This is a genomic window from Caballeronia sp. EK (genome assembly GCF_014384845.1).
GTDB lineage: Bacteria > Pseudomonadota > Gammaproteobacteria > Burkholderiales > Burkholderiaceae > Caballeronia > Caballeronia jiangsuensis.
Window position 1 is genome coordinate 606,641 of the sequence record NZ_JACSUE010000001.1, and the last position, 15,233, is coordinate 621,873.

Genomic DNA, 15,233 nt, shown 5'->3' on the forward strand with positions numbered 1-15,233 from the left:
GCCCTTGAACGCGTCGAACAGGCTCACGCTTCAGGCTTATAACCCAGGCCGTGTTCGCGCATTCGTTCGACCGCGGCCTCGTCGAAGCCCCAGTCGCGCAATGCGGCGAGCCCATGTTCGCCGCGCTCCGGCGCGGGCTTCGCGATCGTCGACGGCGTCGCCGAAAAGCGCGGCGCAGGCGCGGGCTGAACCACGCCCGCCACTTCGACGAAGCTCCCGCGAGCACGATGCTGCGGATGCGCCGGCGCTTCCGAGAAGCTCAGCACCGGCGCGACACACGCGTCGCTGCCTTCGAACACGGCGCACCATTCGTCGCGCGTGCGCGTGAGAAACGCCGCTGCAAAACGTTCGCGCAGCACCGGCCAGCCGCTCCGGTCGTGCTGTGCGGGCAGACCCGCGTCCGCAAGACCGAGCTTCGACAGCAACTCCGCATAGAAACGCGCTTCGACCGCGCCCACCGACATGTACCCGCCATCGCGCGTGCGATAGCTGTCATACCAGGGCGTGCCGCCATCCAGCAGATTGCTCTCGCGCTCTTCCCGCCAGTTGCCCGATGCGAGCAGGCCCCAGATCACCGAACCCAGTTGCGCCGCGCCCTCGATCATCGCGGCATCGACGACCTGGCCCTCGCCGCCGCGCTGAACGTTGAACAGCGCCGCCACCACGCCCAGCGCCAGCAGCATGCCGCCACCGCCGTAATCGCCCACGAGGTTGAGCGGCGGCACGGGCGGACCGTCGGCGCGGCCGATGCCCGACAGCACGCCCGACAGCGCGATGTAGTTGAGGTCGTGACCCGCGCGCTGCGCGAGCGGACCCGTCTGCCCCCAACCCGTCATGCGGCCGTAGACGAGACGCGGATTGCGCGCCAGGGCGGCTTGCGGTCCGAGCCCGAGCCGCTCCATCGTGCCGGGGCGAAATCCTTCGATCACCACATCGGCGCGCGCCATCAGATCGAGCGCGGCTTCGGCCGCCCGGGGCTCTTTCAGATCGAGCGTGACCGAGCGGCGGCCGCGCCCCGTGACGTCCGCACGCTTGCCATTGGTCTTCGGCCCCAGGTCCTGAGGCGCGAGCGGCCTGTCGATACGCAATACGTCGGCGCCCATGTCGGCGAGCAACATGGCGCCGAACGGTCCCGGTCCAATGGCTTCGAATTCCAGCACGCGAATACCGCTTAAAACACCCATCATCCCTCCACGTTCCGTTTTGTATCGCGGCGAAGCGCCTTCGCCGTCGATGATCTCTTGTCAGACATTGCCTGAATGGAAGTAAGCCAGAAAAAGCGGCAGACCGGACCACCCGGGCGGAGTGGCGAGGCGCGCTAGTTGCCCGCGCGCGTCTTCTGCGCCCAGTACGGCGCGCGAATTTCGCGCTTCAGAACCTTGCCCGCGCCCGACAACGGCAATCGATCGCGGAACTCGACCGTCTTCGGGCATTTGTAGCCTGCGATCGCCTGCCGGCAATGCTCGCGCACCTCTTCTTCGGCGAGCGTCGCGCCTGGCTTGCGCACGATCACCGCGTGCACGGCCTCGCCCCAGATGTCATGCGGAATTCCGATGACCGCGCACGCGGCGACCGCCGGATGACGGACGATCACGTTCTCCACTTCGGCGGAATAGACGTTCTCGCCACCGCTGACGATCATGTCCTTGATGCGATCCACGATGTAGAGATAACCCTGCGCGTCCATGTAGGCGCCGTCGCCGGTGTGCAGCCACCCGTCGCGCACGGCCTGCGCGGTTTCGTCGGGCTTTTTCCAGTAGCCCGCCATCACGTTCGGCCCGCGCACGGCGATCTCGCCGACCGTACCGCGCGGCACTTCTTCGCCGTGCACATCGACCACTTTCACCATCAGGCCCGGCAGGCCGCGACCGATCGAGCGGTACAGGCCGCTCCGGCGCCCCGCCTCGTCGTGGTTCGACGGCGGGTTCGCCGAAATGCTCGGACACGCCTCCGTCATCCCGTATGAATGCGCGAGCTCGACGCCGGGCAGCGACGCGATCACCCGGTCGAGCAGCGCTTCGGGGATCGGCGAGGCACCGTAGGTCAGCCGCTTCAGGCTGCTCAGATCGGTGCGGACGAAGTCAGGATGATCGAGCAGCGACTGGATCATGGTCGGCACGAGCAGCGTTTCGCTCACGCGCTGCGTGCCGATCGCGTCGAGCACGTCGCCGGCATCGAAGGCGGGAATGATGACGTGCGCCTCGCCGGCCATGAACTGCACGAGCGCGCGGCCGAGTCCTGCCGCATGGAAGAAAGGCGCCGCGTGCAAAACCGCGCTGTCGGGCAATGGCGCTGACTCGGCGATCCGCATGATGCACGAGGACCACATGTTCAGATGCGTCTGCATCACGCCTTTCGGAAAGCCGGTCGTGCCGCCGGTGTACATGATGCACGCAAGGTCCTCGCCGCCCCGGCCGGCGTCCGGCAGCGGCGACGCGGCCGCGATCAGCGCGTCGAACGAAAGCATGCCGGCGGGCGCCGCGCCGTCGCCCGCGTGGATCAGGATCGGCGTCGTGCGGGCAAGCACGCACACGGCGCGGGCCGTATCGACGAAATGGTCATCGACGATCAGGATGCGGGTGTCGCAATCATCCAGCGAATAGGCGATCTCCGGCGCGCTCCAGCGGGTGTTGACCGGATTGAGCACGCCTCCGCCCCACCACACGCCCATCACGTATTCGAGGTAGCGGTCCGAATTGAGCGCGAGCATGCCGACCCGGTCGCCTTCCGCCATGCCGAGGCCGCGCAACGCGGCGGCGAGGCGCGCGACATGATCCGCGAAATCGCGGAACGTGCGCCGGCGCTCCTTGAACGTGATCGCCAGCCGATCCGGATTCTGCTGCAGCGAGCGATGCAGGCCCTGGGTCAGATACATGCGTTGTCTTCCTGCCGTGTTTGAGCGCAAGCGGCGCGCCGGATGATCCGCAACCGCTCTATCCGTGGAATGCCGGTGACCGTTTCTCGATGAATGCAGCAACGGCTTCGCGATGATCGGCAGTCTGATGCGAGAGCGCCTGATACGCCGCCGACATTTCCAGCAGCGTATCCAGGCGGCAGTGCATGCCTTCGCGCAGCAGCCGTTTCGCGAGCCGCACCGCGTGGGGCGGGTTGGCGGCGATCGCTTGCGCGAGACCTTGGGCGGTCGCGAGCAGCGCGTCGTGCGGCACGACACGGGACACCAGATTCCAGTCGAGCGCCTGTTGCGCGTCGATCGTCTGGCCGGTGAAGGTCAGCTCCGCCGCGCGCGACAGACCGACGATGCGCGGCAGCAGCCACGCGCCGCCGTCGCCGGGGATGATGCCCAGTCTGACGAAGCTCTCCGCGAACTTCGCGCGCTCGGACGCGATGCGGATATCGCACATGCACGCGAGATCGAGCCCCGCGCCGATCGCCGCGCCGTTGACGGCGGCAATGACCGGCACTTCCAGATTGAACAGCGCCAGGGGCAGTTGCTGAATGCCGTGCCGGTAGTCCTGGCGAATCTCCATGCCGGGCATGCTGTTCGACGCGTGCCGCTCCATGTCGTGGATATTGCCGCCCGACGAGAACGCCGTGCCGGCGCCCGTCAGAATCACGGCACGCACTGAACGGTCGGCTTCGATCCTTCCGATCGCCGCCAGCAACTCCGCCACCGCCGTGTTGCCGGTGAGCGGATTGCGCCGCTCCGGTTCGTTCATCGTCAGCGTGACGATGTGCTGGTCCTGCTCGTAGCTCAGAAAGTGATTCATAGGATGTCTAATCGTCTACGCTGCTGTAAAGGTGCCCGTGCGTGCGCTCAGGCGGCGACGTCATACGGCGCGGTGCGTGCGAAATCCACGATCGTGCCGTGCTCCCGCGCGAGCGCCGCGCTTCCCACCATGCGGTTCCAGAAAGTCTCCGAGCCATCCGCGATACGCCATTCGTGCAACCTGCGCGTATAGAGCTGGAGATCGTATTCGGCGGTGACCCCGATCGCGCCATGCAGCGCGTGCGCCGTCGATGCGATCAACGGCACCGCCATGCTGGTGCGCGCCTTGGCGATCGCCGTCGCGAGCCGTCCGGGGACAGCGCCCGGGCCGCAGAACGCCAGCGCCGATGCCATTCCGGCCGACGCCACGTGCTGGGCCATCACGCTCAACTGATGCTGGACCGCCTGGAACTTGCCGATCGATTTGCCGAACTGCGAGCGATCGTTGCAGTACTGGAGCGTCATCGCGAACACGCGATCCATCGCGCCGGCGATAGCGGCCGCATGAATCGCCGCGCTGAAGAGCAGCACCTCGTCGCCGTTCGAACCGAGCGATGCGGGAACGGCGTCCGGGCGCCAGCGAAGCGTGCCGCAAGAGCTTCCGTGCACGCCGTCCGGCTCGCGCCCGGCACGCGTCGCGTCGAGCAACAGCAGATTGCCGTCGACGTTGGCGAGCACCTGATCGCAGATCATGCCGAACGGCACCTGCGGCGCTTCCAGTGAGCCGTCCGCGTGACGCCGGCAGTTACCGGCGAGCGTCGTCATTCCGGCCGGGGCCGTCACGCCGGTGTCGCGCAACAACGCTCGCGCCGCGATGCTCTGTGCGAGCGGAACCGGCACCGCATGGCGTCCAAAGGCTGTGAAAATCGGCTCGATCGCCGACAGTGACAATCCGGCGCCGCCTGCGCTTTCCGGCGTCAGCAATTCCAGAAATCCGGCTTCCTCGAAGGCGCTCCAGATCGACTCGGCCGAGCCGCCGTTTTCGATTGCGCGTACCGCTTCGGATGTGGCGCGGTCGCGCAGAATAGCTTCAATGGCTTCGGTGAACATGCAGGTCTCTTTCGTGGTCCGTAGGATTAGCGCAATCCGAGTCCGCGCGCGATCATGCCGCGCAGCACCTCGCGCGTGCCGCCACGCAGCGAAAACGTCGGCGAAATCTGGCTGAGGTACGCCACCGTGCGATAGAGCTCGGGATCGACGGTCTGCGCGGGGTTCGCGCCAAGCACGGCTTCAAGTTGCGCGGGAATGGCCTGTTCGAACCCGGTGCCGATATCCTTGACGAGCGCCGCCTCGATCACCGGGCTCTCGCCGCGCGCGAGCCGCGCCGTGACCGCGATCGACAGACAGCGCAACGTGGCCAGTTGCGTCGCGAAGCCGCCGAGCAGCGCAAGCTCGGCGTCGCTGGCGCCGTGGCGGCGCAACTGCTCGCGCCAGCAGTCGAGCAGCACGACGCTCGAATAGAGCCGCTCCGGTCCGCTTCGTTCGAACGCAAGCTCGGCCGTCACCTGCTCCCAGCCCGCGCCTTCGTCGCCGATCAGCGCATCGTCGGCGAGCAGGACGTCGTCGAATGTCACCTCGGAGAAGTGCGCGTCGCCGGCGAGATCGACGATCGGCCGCACATGAACGCCAGGCAACGACAGATCGACGATGAATTGCGACAGCCCCTTCTGCCGGTCTTCCGGCGCACCCGACGAGCGCACGAGCGCGATCATGTACTGGCAATGCTGCGCGTTGGTCGTCCAGATCTTGCGCCCGGTGAGACGCCAGCCGCCGTCGCAGCGCACCGCGCGCGTGCGCACGCTCGCGAGATCGGAGCCCGCGTCGGGCTCGCTCATGCCGATGCAGAAGAACGCGCGCGCGGCACAGATGCGCGGCAAGTAGAAGTCCTTCTGCGCCTCGGTGCCGTAGCGCAGGATCAGCGGGCCGCTTTGACGGTCGGCAATCCAGTGCGCGGCGACGGGCGCACCCGCGGCCAGCATTTCCTCCACCAGCACGAAGCGGCGGAACGCATCCATGCCCGCGCCGCCGTAGCCCGTCGGCAGTGTCAGTCCGATCCAGCCGCGCGCGGCGAGGCGCCGGCTGAACTCCGCGTCGAAGCCCATCCACGAGCGCGCGCGAACGTCGGCCGGCGCAGGCGGCAGGTGTTCATCGAGAAACTGCTTCACTTGCGCGCGAAAAGCTTCGGCCTCGGCGGGCAGCGCCGTCAGGTGGAAAGCATCCAGCAGGTTGTTCACGTCTCACTCCAGATTTTTTTGTGGTCGCCGTTGCGCGGGCCGCTATGACTGCGCGTGTCCCGCCTGTCCGGCGTAGCGCGCGCGCAGAGCCTGCTTGTACAGTTTCCCGGTGGGCAGGCGCGGCATCGTGTCGATGAAGTCGATCGAGCGCGGCAGCATGTAGCGCGCGACGCGCGTGCGCAGATAAGCCAGCAGCGCTTGCGCGAGCGCGTCCGATGGCACGACGCCAGGCGCCGGTTCGACGATCGCCTTGACCTGCTCGCCCATCTCGGCGTCGGGCACGCCGATCACGGCCGCGTCCTGCACGTCGGGATGCACGGCGAGCGCGTCTTCGATCGCTTGCGGGTAGATGTTGACGCCGCCCGAAATGATCATGAACGCCTTGCGGTCGGTGAGATACAGATAACCGTCGCCATCGACATGACCGATGTCGCCGACCGCCGTCCACGCCGGATGACGCGGGTGCTGTGCGGCACGGGTCTTGTCCGGATCTTTGTGGTAATGAAAAGGCAACTGGTCACGTTCGAAGTAGACGAGCCCGTCTTCGCCCGCCGGCAATTCGTTACCCTCGTCGTCGCAGATATGGATGACCCCGAGCAACGCGCGCCCGACCGAGCCCGGATGCGCGAGCCACTCTTCGGTATTCAGCGTGGTCACGCCATTGCCTTCGGTGGACGAGTAATACTCCTCGATGATCGGCCCCCACCAGTCGATCATCTGCCGCTTGATCTCCTGCGGGCACGGCGCGGCTGCGTGGATCGCCACCCGATGACTCGACAGGTCGAAGCCATTGCGCAATGCCGGGCCGAGTTTCAGCAGGCGGATCAGCATGGTCGGCACCCACTGGCTGTGCGTGACGCGATAACGCTCGATCGCCCGCAATGCGTCGAGCGGATCGAACTTCTCCATGAACACGACAGTGCCGCCGCCGAACTGCGTCTCCAGCCCGTAGCCGAGCGGCGCGGTGTGATAGAGCGGCGCCGGAGACAGATACACCGTCTGCGCATCGAAGCCATAACGCTCGAACTGCGGGCGGCGCGCGGAGCCAGACCCTTCCGAGACGCGCCCTTGCGGCTGCGCGCGAATGATGCCCTTCGGGCGGCCGGTCGTGCCCGAGCTGTAGATCATGGTCGCGCCTAGCCATTCGTCGTCGAGCCGCGTCGGCGGATAACGGTCGATCACCGCTTCGTAGCTGTCCCAGCCGGCGATGGTGCCGTCGATCATCAGCCGCAGGCCGCAGGTCGGCATCATGCCGGTCAGTTCGGCTGCGAGCTCACGCATCGCATACGAGCTGACCACGACGCGCGCGTCGCTGTCCGCGATGATGCCGGCCGCCTCCGGCGCAGTCAGGAAGCGGTTGACCGGAGTGATCAGCAGGCCCGAACGCAACGCCGCCCAGCACACTTCGAAGCAGCGCATGTTGTTCTCGAGCACCATCGCGATGTGGTCGCCGCGCCGCAGGCCGATCGCGTACAGACACTGCGCGAAGCGATTGGAACGCTCATCGAGTTCGCGGTAGGTCAGCACGTCGCCGGTGGTGCTGTTGATTGCCGCGGGCTTGCCGGGCGTCAGCTCCGCATGGTCGCCGAGGTACTTCGGGAGTTTGCTCATCCACGCTCCTGCGATTCGAGACGGTTCGGACGCTTACGCCATCGCTGCCGGAATTTCGCCGGAGGTCAGCGCGTTCGGCGCGGCCCGTTCCACCAGTTCCGGTATCAGCGCGCCGAGTTCGGCCGCATCCCAGCGCCCGTGCTTTTCGATGCGCGGACCGGCGCTCCAGCCTTCGGCCATCGTGATACGGCCGCCGCGCACGCCGAACACGCGTCCGGTGACGCCGCTCGATGCATCGCTGCCAAGCCATGCGACCAGCGGCGCGACGTTGCTCGCATCGAGCGGATCGAAACCGGGCGCGGCGCCTGCGGTGAATTCGTCGCGCCGGGCCGCGAAGATGTCCTCGGTGAGGCGGCTCATCGCGGTGGGATAGATCGCGTTCACGGTCACGCCGTAGCGCTCGAGCTCGCGCGCCGCAATCACCGACATCGCCGCGATGCCCGCCTTCGCCGCGCCGTAGTTGGCCTGCCCCGGATTGCAGTACAGCCCCGACGACGAACTCGTATTGATGAGCCGCGCCACCCGCGCGCGACCCGCCTTCGCCTCGTCGCGCCAGTATGCGGCGGCGTGGCGCGAGGGCGCAAAGGTGCCGCGCAGATGCACGCGAATCACCGCGTCCCAGTCTTCTTCGCTCATGTTGGCGAGCGTGCGGTCGCGCAGAATGCCGGCGTTGTTGACCAGCACGTCGAGTCCGCCGAAGGCGGAAATGGCCGTGTCGATCATGCGTCTTGCGCCGTTCCAGTCGGCGACGTCATCGAAGTTCGCGACAGCGTGGCCGCCGAGCGCTTCGATTTCGGCGACCACGTCGAGCGCGGGGCCGCTCGCGGCGCCGGAGCCATCACCGTGGCCGCCGAGATCGTTGACGACGACCTTCGCACCCTGCCGGGCGAACTCCAGAGCGTATTCGCGTCCGAGGCCGCGCCCGGCCCCGGTGATGATGACGACGCGGTCCTTGCAAAGCTGCTGCATGGGTAATCCTCAATGCTGTTTGCGATCCGGGTTTGCACGAGGCGCGCCGTGGCGCCTTCCGTGCCCAAGGTTCAGTGCTTGCCGTACAAGGTCACCACGCACGCGCCGCCGAGCCCGAGGTTGTGCTGAAGCGCATGCCGTGCGCCCTGCACCTGCCGCTGATCGGCGGTGCCGCGCAACTGGTGGGTCAGCTCGTAACATTGCGCGAGGCCCGTCGCGCCCAGCGGATGCCCTTTCGAGAGCAAACCACCGGACGGATTGACCACGACCTTGCCCCCGTACGTGTTGTCGCCGTCGCTGACGAACTTCTCCGCGCCGCCTTCCGGACAGAAGCCGAGCGATTCGTAGCAGATGACTTCGTTGTGCGCGAAGCAGTCGTGCAGCTCGCATACGTCGATGTCTTCCGGTCCGATCCCGGCTTTCTCGTAGACCTGGTTCGCGGCCGAGCGCGTCATATGGGTGCCGACGTAGTTGAGCATCGACGGCGGATCGAACGAAGCGGGCGGATCGGTGGTCAGCGCTTGCGCAACGATCTGCACATCCGTGCGCAGGTTGTGCCTGCGGGCAAATTTCTCGGAGACGAGGATCGCCGCCGCGCCGCCGCACGTGGGCGGACAGGCCATCAGACGCGTCATCACGCCGGGCATCAGCACCGTGTCGTTCATCACGTCTTCGGTCGTCACCTGCTTGCGAAACAGCGCGAGCGGGTTGTTCGCCGCGTGGCGGCTCGCCTTCGCGCGCACCGCCGCGAAGGTTTCCATACGGGTGCCGTAGCGCTGCATATGCTCGCGTCCCGCGCCGCCGAAGGTGCGCAGCGCCTGCGGCAGATGCGCGAGGTCGGCGGTCAGGCCGTGCATGATCGGCACGAAGCGCGCACGCGTCACGGGCCGGTCGTCCCAGTGCGACTTCAGCGCGCCGGCCTGCATCTGCTCGAATCCGAGCGCCAGCACGCAGTCCGCATCGCCGGTGGCGATCGCCTGGCGCGCGAGATAGAGCGCGGTGGAACCCGTCGAGCAATTGTTATTCACGTTGACGATCGGAATGCCCGTCATGCCCACTTCGTACAACGCGGTCTGTCCGCAGGTCGAGTCGCCGTACACGTAGCCGGCGAACGCCTGCTGTACGAGGTCGTACGCGATGCCGGCATCGGCCAGCGCGCGGCGGGTTGCTTCGGCGCCCATTTCGGTGTAGCTCCGGCTCGCGCCCGGCTTGGCGAACTGAATCATGCCGACGCCCGCCACCAGTACTTTTTCGCTCATCTTGCTGCCTCGAAAGATAGGGGATTCAAAGCTTGCGCGAGATCAGATCCCGCAACACTTCGCTGGTGCCGCCGAAGATGCGCGTCACGCGCATGTCGGCGAAAGCACGGGCAATCGGGTACTCCAGCATGTAGCCGTAGCCGCCGTGCAGCTGAACCATCTCGTCGATGCACTTCCACATCGCTTCGGTCGCGAAGAGTTTGGCGATCGCCGCTTCCTGCAGCGTGAGCTTGCGCTCCATGTGCTCGCGAATGTAGTAATCGACCAGCGTGCGGACCGCGACGGCTTGCGCCTTCACGTCGGCCAGCTTGAATTTGGTGTTCTGGAAGTCCCACACGGTCTGATTGAACGCGCGGCGGTCCTTCACGTATTGCAGCGTCAGTTCGAGCTGCCGTTCCAGCTTCGCCGCGCAATACACCGCGATGATGAGCCGCTCCTGCGGAAGCTCTTCCATGAGGTGAATGAAGCCGCCGTTCTCGTTGCCGATCAGGTTGCTCGCCGGTACGCGGACGTCGTCGAAGAAGAGTTCGGCGGTGTCGGCGGCGGCCTGGCCCACTTTCTCCAGCTTGCGGCCACGGCGAAAACCCGCGCGCCCGGTTTCGACCATGATGAGACTCACGCCCTTCGCACCCGCCGACGGATCGGTCTTGCAGACCACCACCACCATGTCGCAGTTCAGGCCATTCGAAATGAAGGTCTTGCTGCCGTTGATGATGTACTCGTCGCCGTCGCGCACGGCAGTCGTGCGGATCGATTTCAGATCGGAGCCGGTGCCGGGCTCGGTCATCGCGATCGCGAGGATCTTTTCGCCGCGGCAGATCGGCGGCAGCCACTTGCGTTTCTGTTCTTCCGTGCCGAGCCGCACGATGTACGGCGCGGTGATGTCGGAATGCACGGAATAGCTGAAACCCGACACGCCCGCACGATGCAGCTCTTCCGCGACGATGGCCGAATGACCGAAATCGCCACCGCCCCCGCCATACTCTTCCGGCACGGTCACACACAGCAGACCTTCGCGGCCGGCCTTCAGCCAGGTCTCGCGATCGACGCATCCGGCCTCGTCCCACTGAGCCTGACGCGGCAGGCACTCGCGTTCGAAGAAACGGCGCGCGGTATCGCGCAACATTTCGTGATCCTCGCGATAGACATTACGCTTGACTTCCACCGCACGCTCCTTATCGATTGAATGCGTTGGCAGTGCGGACCGGTGTTGCGCGATCGGCTGGCTGCTTTGATGAACGCATTGTGCGTGGCGGGAGGAGCGAGCAAGCCTACCCCCGTGGAGTGGGGGCGACAGGTGCGCGAGCGCTAGCGCGCGCCCGCGTCGCGCATTCTTGCGACAGCGCCGTCGCGACCGGTCACTTCCAGCTTCCGGTAGATGTTCTTGAGGTGCCACTTCACCGTGTCGAGCGACACGTCCATCACGCGCGCGATCTTCTTGTTCGGCAGTGCTAGCGCGAGCAGACCCAGCACTTCGTTTTCGCGTTCGCTCAGCGACTGGATCGGCACGCGCATCGCAGCCGTTTGCGGTTCGACAGCCGTGGCCGCCTGTGCGGCGTCGATCAGCCGCTGCGCATAGAAGCCCAGTACGGGGTCGAAGTCCGCCTCCAGCGGCAGACGCTCGAGGATGGGCCGGCATTCGCCAAGCTCGTCGAGCAGGCTGCGCATCAGCCCCAGCCGGTGGCCCACGCGCAAGGCTTCGACCAGATGCTCACGGGCCGCTCCGTCGTTGCGGCGTCCCATTTCCGCAATCGACATCTGCAAGCGCAAACCCACCACGCGGCACCACCGCCCTCCCGCTTCGGACAATGCGTGAAGCGGCTTGAGCCGGCGCATGGCGCCTTCGAAGTCGTTCAGATGCAGGCACATGCGAATGCGCGCGAGATCCGCGCAGACCCTGATTTCCCACGTCGTGCTGCGCACCGCGCCCGCATGGCGCGCCGCCAGCGCTTCGCAGCGCAATACCGCCGCTTCGGCTTCATCGGGCCGGCCTTCTTCCAGCAGCCAGCGCGTGCGCAAACACAATGCGTTGGCGAGCAGCCGATCCACACCATGACGCTTCGCGTGATCCTCGAGCCGTTCGAGGCAATCACGCGCCTCGAGGCGGCGTCCCGCGAACCAGTGCGCGCTGGCGAGCACCGTCAGGGCGCGCAGGACCGTATCGGGAATCGACACGCGCTCGAGCACGTCGATGCGTTCGTCCATCAGCCGGAGTGAAGCATCGACGTCGTTCAGTTCGTAAAGCGCCTCGCCCAGCAGGGCCGCCGCCATGCACGCAATACCGACGTATGCCGTGCCCTGCTTTTCCGCCTGCGCCAGCACGTCGCGGAACACGCGCTCGGCGACCAGCACCCGGCCCTCGGCGGCATGCGTCATGCCGCTCATGCAGCGACCGAGCAGGATGCCGCGCGGCGCGCCGCCATGCGCCGCGCCCTCCTCCAGGACCTTGCGAGCCTGCTCATGCTCGCCACGATGGATGAACATCCACGAAAGGATATTGCCGCGCGCGACCCGGGTGAAATCGTCCGCGTTGGGCGGCACGCGCTGCAACTCCGGCAATAGCGCCACGACCAGATCGGTATCGTCGCGCTGTAGCGCGAGGCCGCCGCGAAGCAGCGCGAGCGCGTAGCGCTGACGTGGATCCGGTCGCTCGCTATGCGCGGCGATCTGCTGAATGCTCTGCATCAGCGCATCGGTTTCACCGGCGTACATCTGCAGATACGCGGTGATCACGCGCAGATCGAAGCGCTCCGCGATCTGCGCCGGCGGCAGGCGGCGCACCAGACCGGCAAGCTGGCGGAGTTCGCCGCGCGCGAGCAGATCGTGTGCGCATCCTTCGACGAGATCGCCGGCAGCCTGCGCGTTGTCCGCCAGTACGGCGTGATGCACGGCTTCGTCGACGTGGCCTTGCGCATCGAACCACTGCCACGCCGCCGCGTGCAGCTCGCGCAGTTCCGCTGGCGGCAGCTCGGCGACGCGGCGCTGCAGGACCTCGCGCAGCAGAGGATGCAGGCGATACCAGGGTTCTCCGTCCCGTCCGACGCCACTCTGAGTAATGAACAGATTGTCGTCTTCCAGACGACCGAGCCGCGAGGCGACATCCGCGACGGTGACCGGATGCCGCATCAGGCCAGCGCAAAGGGGTGCGCAAAATCGCTCGCAAAGCGCCGCACGAGTGAGCAGCAGCAGGTCCTCGGACGCGAGTCGGATCAGCACTTCGCGTTCGAAATAACAAGCGAAGGTTTCGGCATCGCGCACGGTCGCCGGCGTGAAGGCCGCGCCTTTGCGCGTCTTCAGGTCGATCGCGAACAATTGCAGGCCCGCAGCCCAGCCGTCGGTCAGCTCATGCACCACGCGCGCGTCGCGTCTGGCGATTTCGCCGAGCTGCTCGCGCAGGAAGCGCTCCGATTCCTCGGCTGAAAAGCGCAGATCATGGCGATCGAGTTCGATCGCGAGACCTTGCGAACGCAGACGCGCCAGCGAGAGGGGCAACGAACGCCGCGAAGCCAGCACCACGTGAAGCTGCGGTGGCGCGTAATCCAGCAGCCAGCGCAAGGCTTCGACGATCCGGGCGTTCTGGAGGTAGTGAACGTCGTCGAGCATCAACACCAGCTCGCGCTTGCGGCGGCCGATAGCGCGCACGAGCGTGATGACCCAGTGCTCGACCGCGGTCTCGTCGCTCTCGCGACCGACCAGCAATTCCGCTTCGCGCACGATCGCCGGGTCCACGGTAGCAAGGCTTGCGAGCAGGCCGTGGAAGAACGCAGTCAGGTCGTCGTCTTCGGGGGCGAGGGAAAGCCAGGCGACATCGAAGTCCAGTGTGAGCATCGCCTGTCTGAGAGCCAGCATCGTGCTGGTTTTTGCGCTCCCGGCCGGTCCCTGGACCACGACGCAACGATGCCGGCGCGCTTCGAGAAGCCGCGCCATCAATCCTTCGCGCGGCATGAGTTGCCGTGCGCAACGCGGCGGGATCAATCTTCCGCCTGTCACGGCCTCCACGGAGCGTCGGGGCGAGACGTCACGGTCTATTGGATGATCTGCGGAATCGGACATGCTGGGAAAACGAAAAGGCGAAGATCGTAGGTCGAGTCAGGCGACTGTTGCGCTCGCGAAGGAGCGTGTTCGACACGAGTATAGATTCGCAATGCGGTCGTTCGACGCGAACCTGTGGTCACCCACCCGATGCGGGTGGGTGCGAATCTCGGGCTTGCCTCCGACGTATGGAGCGATGTTCGGTCCCAGGTTGTGAAAAAGGCCGCTTCGAACGCCCGAGCGAACGCCGCGACAGCGACGCAGCTCGGCGCACGGGACACCGAGAGCGTCGTAAGAGAATTATCGGTTGGCTGTTTTGCAACCCCAGGCGCGCGCCACCTTCCGCCGATCATCCGGCATTTTCAGAATCACTACCCCGACGTTCGGCTGATGATCCGGGAAGGTGATCCTGTCGAAGAGGTGGAACGGGGCACGCTAGATCTGGCGCTGATCTACGACATGGATCTCGCGCGCCAGGTAGTACTTCACACGTTTGGCGAGTAATCACCCTATGTGCTGCTACCAGAGGGTCATCGGCTTGCGAGGCCAGTTGTCGTAACGATCCATGACCCGGTCGATGAGCCGTTCTTCCTCCTCGACATGCCACACAGTCGCGACTATTTTCGTTCGTTGTTCCGGCTAGCTGGCATATCGCCGACGGTTGCGCTGGAATTGCGCTCCGTCGAGATGATCCGGTCGCTGGTCGCGAACGGGCACGTTTGCTGTCCTTTTGACTCCACTGTGCCTGCACAACGGGTTTTCGCCGCAGCGCCGCAGACCGCACAGCGGCCGAGGCCGGCTACCGCGTTTCTTGAGGTGATGCGCGACCGGTTCATGAAGTCCTAAAAAGTCGAGTAGTGCGAGACGCATGATCGAGTTCGTTACATTTGTCTCGCTGAATCGAAATCCGGAGACTGGGACTTGTTTGTCGTGACTTCGAGACGGGATAGTTCGACGTCGGAACGACCGTTGCCAGGACAGTGCCGCCGTTGGGATGTCTGTCTGCGCACTCGATCGGATGGCCGAAAGTGGCCGTAGCCGGAGATGGCAGTAGGAGCGCTGCGCATCATCGGCGACCTCGGGCGGTACTTCCGAACCCGACACGAAAGAGACGTTCAGCTATTCCTTGTATGAACGTCGGCTTCGGGATACAGAAGGGACACCCGTGAGCTGCGATCTTTCCCCGAGCCCATGCGACGAAATACAGCGGGTCAGGCTACAGCTAGGCGGGCCTGCAGATCGCTTTACATCTGACTGCAAAACGGACAGCTCCATGTGCAGCCCACCGTGCCGCAGTCGTGGGTCATGTCCGTGGCTGCCGATCGACGATCTGAGCAGAAATTGACATCGATCTACTGCAATCGCATTCGCCTGCGTGAACGCTGAACATTGCAATGCGCG

Annotated in this window: 10 protein-coding genes and 1 pseudogene; 1 reads left to right on the plus strand and 10 read right to left on the minus strand. The window is 65.8% G+C overall.

Annotated elements, in window-relative coordinates; translation table 11 throughout:
• Positions 1-23: 23 nt before the first annotated feature.
• From IAG25_RS02600 to IAG25_RS02645, 10 genes are all read right to left on the minus strand, one after another.
• Entirely contained in the window at positions 24-1,184 is a 1,161-nt protein-coding gene (locus IAG25_RS02600) for a CaiB/BaiF CoA transferase family protein (protein ID WP_304502652.1), read from the minus strand.
• Positions 1,185-1,318: 134 nt separating this feature from the next.
• Positions 1,319-2,875 (minus strand): acyl-CoA synthetase, encoded by a 1,557-nt coding sequence (locus IAG25_RS02605; protein ID WP_187603379.1) that lies wholly within the window; start codon positions 2,873-2,875, stop codon positions 1,319-1,321.
• 58 nt (positions 2,876-2,933) lie between these two features.
• Positions 2,934-3,728 carry a crotonase/enoyl-CoA hydratase family protein gene (locus IAG25_RS02610; RefSeq protein WP_187603380.1) on the minus strand — a complete coding sequence of 265 codons (795 nt, stop codon included), beginning with the start codon at positions 3,726-3,728 and terminating at the stop codon, positions 2,934-2,936.
• A gap of 47 nt (positions 3,729-3,775) precedes the next feature.
• A complete protein-coding gene (locus IAG25_RS02615) occupies positions 3,776-4,804 on the minus strand; it encodes an acyl-CoA dehydrogenase (protein WP_309243916.1) in 1,029 nt (342 codons plus the stop codon).
• Complete coding sequence (locus IAG25_RS02620) at positions 4,804-5,961, minus strand: acyl-CoA dehydrogenase family protein (protein ID WP_187603382.1); 1,158 nt, start codon at positions 5,959-5,961, stop codon at positions 4,804-4,806. The genes IAG25_RS02615 and IAG25_RS02620 overlap by 1 nt, the downstream gene beginning before the upstream one ends.
• A 42-nt stretch (positions 5,962-6,003) precedes the next feature.
• Positions 6,004-7,572: an acyl-CoA synthetase gene (locus tag IAG25_RS02625; protein WP_187603383.1), complete on the minus strand. Its 1,569-nt coding sequence runs from the start codon at positions 7,570-7,572 to the stop codon at positions 6,004-6,006.
• A gap of 33 nt (positions 7,573-7,605) precedes the next feature.
• Positions 7,606-8,541 (minus strand): SDR family oxidoreductase, encoded by a 936-nt coding sequence (locus IAG25_RS02630; protein WP_187603384.1) that lies wholly within the window; start codon positions 8,539-8,541, stop codon positions 7,606-7,608.
• Between the two features lie 71 nt (positions 8,542-8,612).
• Positions 8,613-9,800, minus strand: a complete 1,188-nt coding sequence (locus tag IAG25_RS02635; RefSeq protein WP_187603385.1) for a lipid-transfer protein — start codon at positions 9,798-9,800, stop codon at positions 8,613-8,615.
• A 25-nt stretch (positions 9,801-9,825) separates the two neighbouring features.
• Positions 9,826-10,965, minus strand: a complete 1,140-nt coding sequence (locus IAG25_RS02640; protein WP_187603386.1) for an acyl-CoA dehydrogenase family protein — start codon at positions 10,963-10,965, stop codon at positions 9,826-9,828.
• A gap of 143 nt (positions 10,966-11,108) precedes the next feature.
• Positions 11,109-13,853 carry a LuxR C-terminal-related transcriptional regulator gene (locus IAG25_RS02645; RefSeq protein ID WP_187603387.1) on the minus strand — a complete coding sequence of 915 codons (2,745 nt, stop codon included), beginning with the start codon at positions 13,851-13,853 and terminating at the stop codon, positions 11,109-11,111.
• 129 nt (positions 13,854-13,982) lie between these two features.
• Between IAG25_RS02645 and IAG25_RS41365 the strand changes: the two are divergent.
• A pseudogene (locus IAG25_RS41365) lies at positions 13,983-14,678 on the plus strand (LysR substrate-binding domain-containing protein).
• The last annotated feature ends 555 nt before the right edge of the window (positions 14,679-15,233 follow it).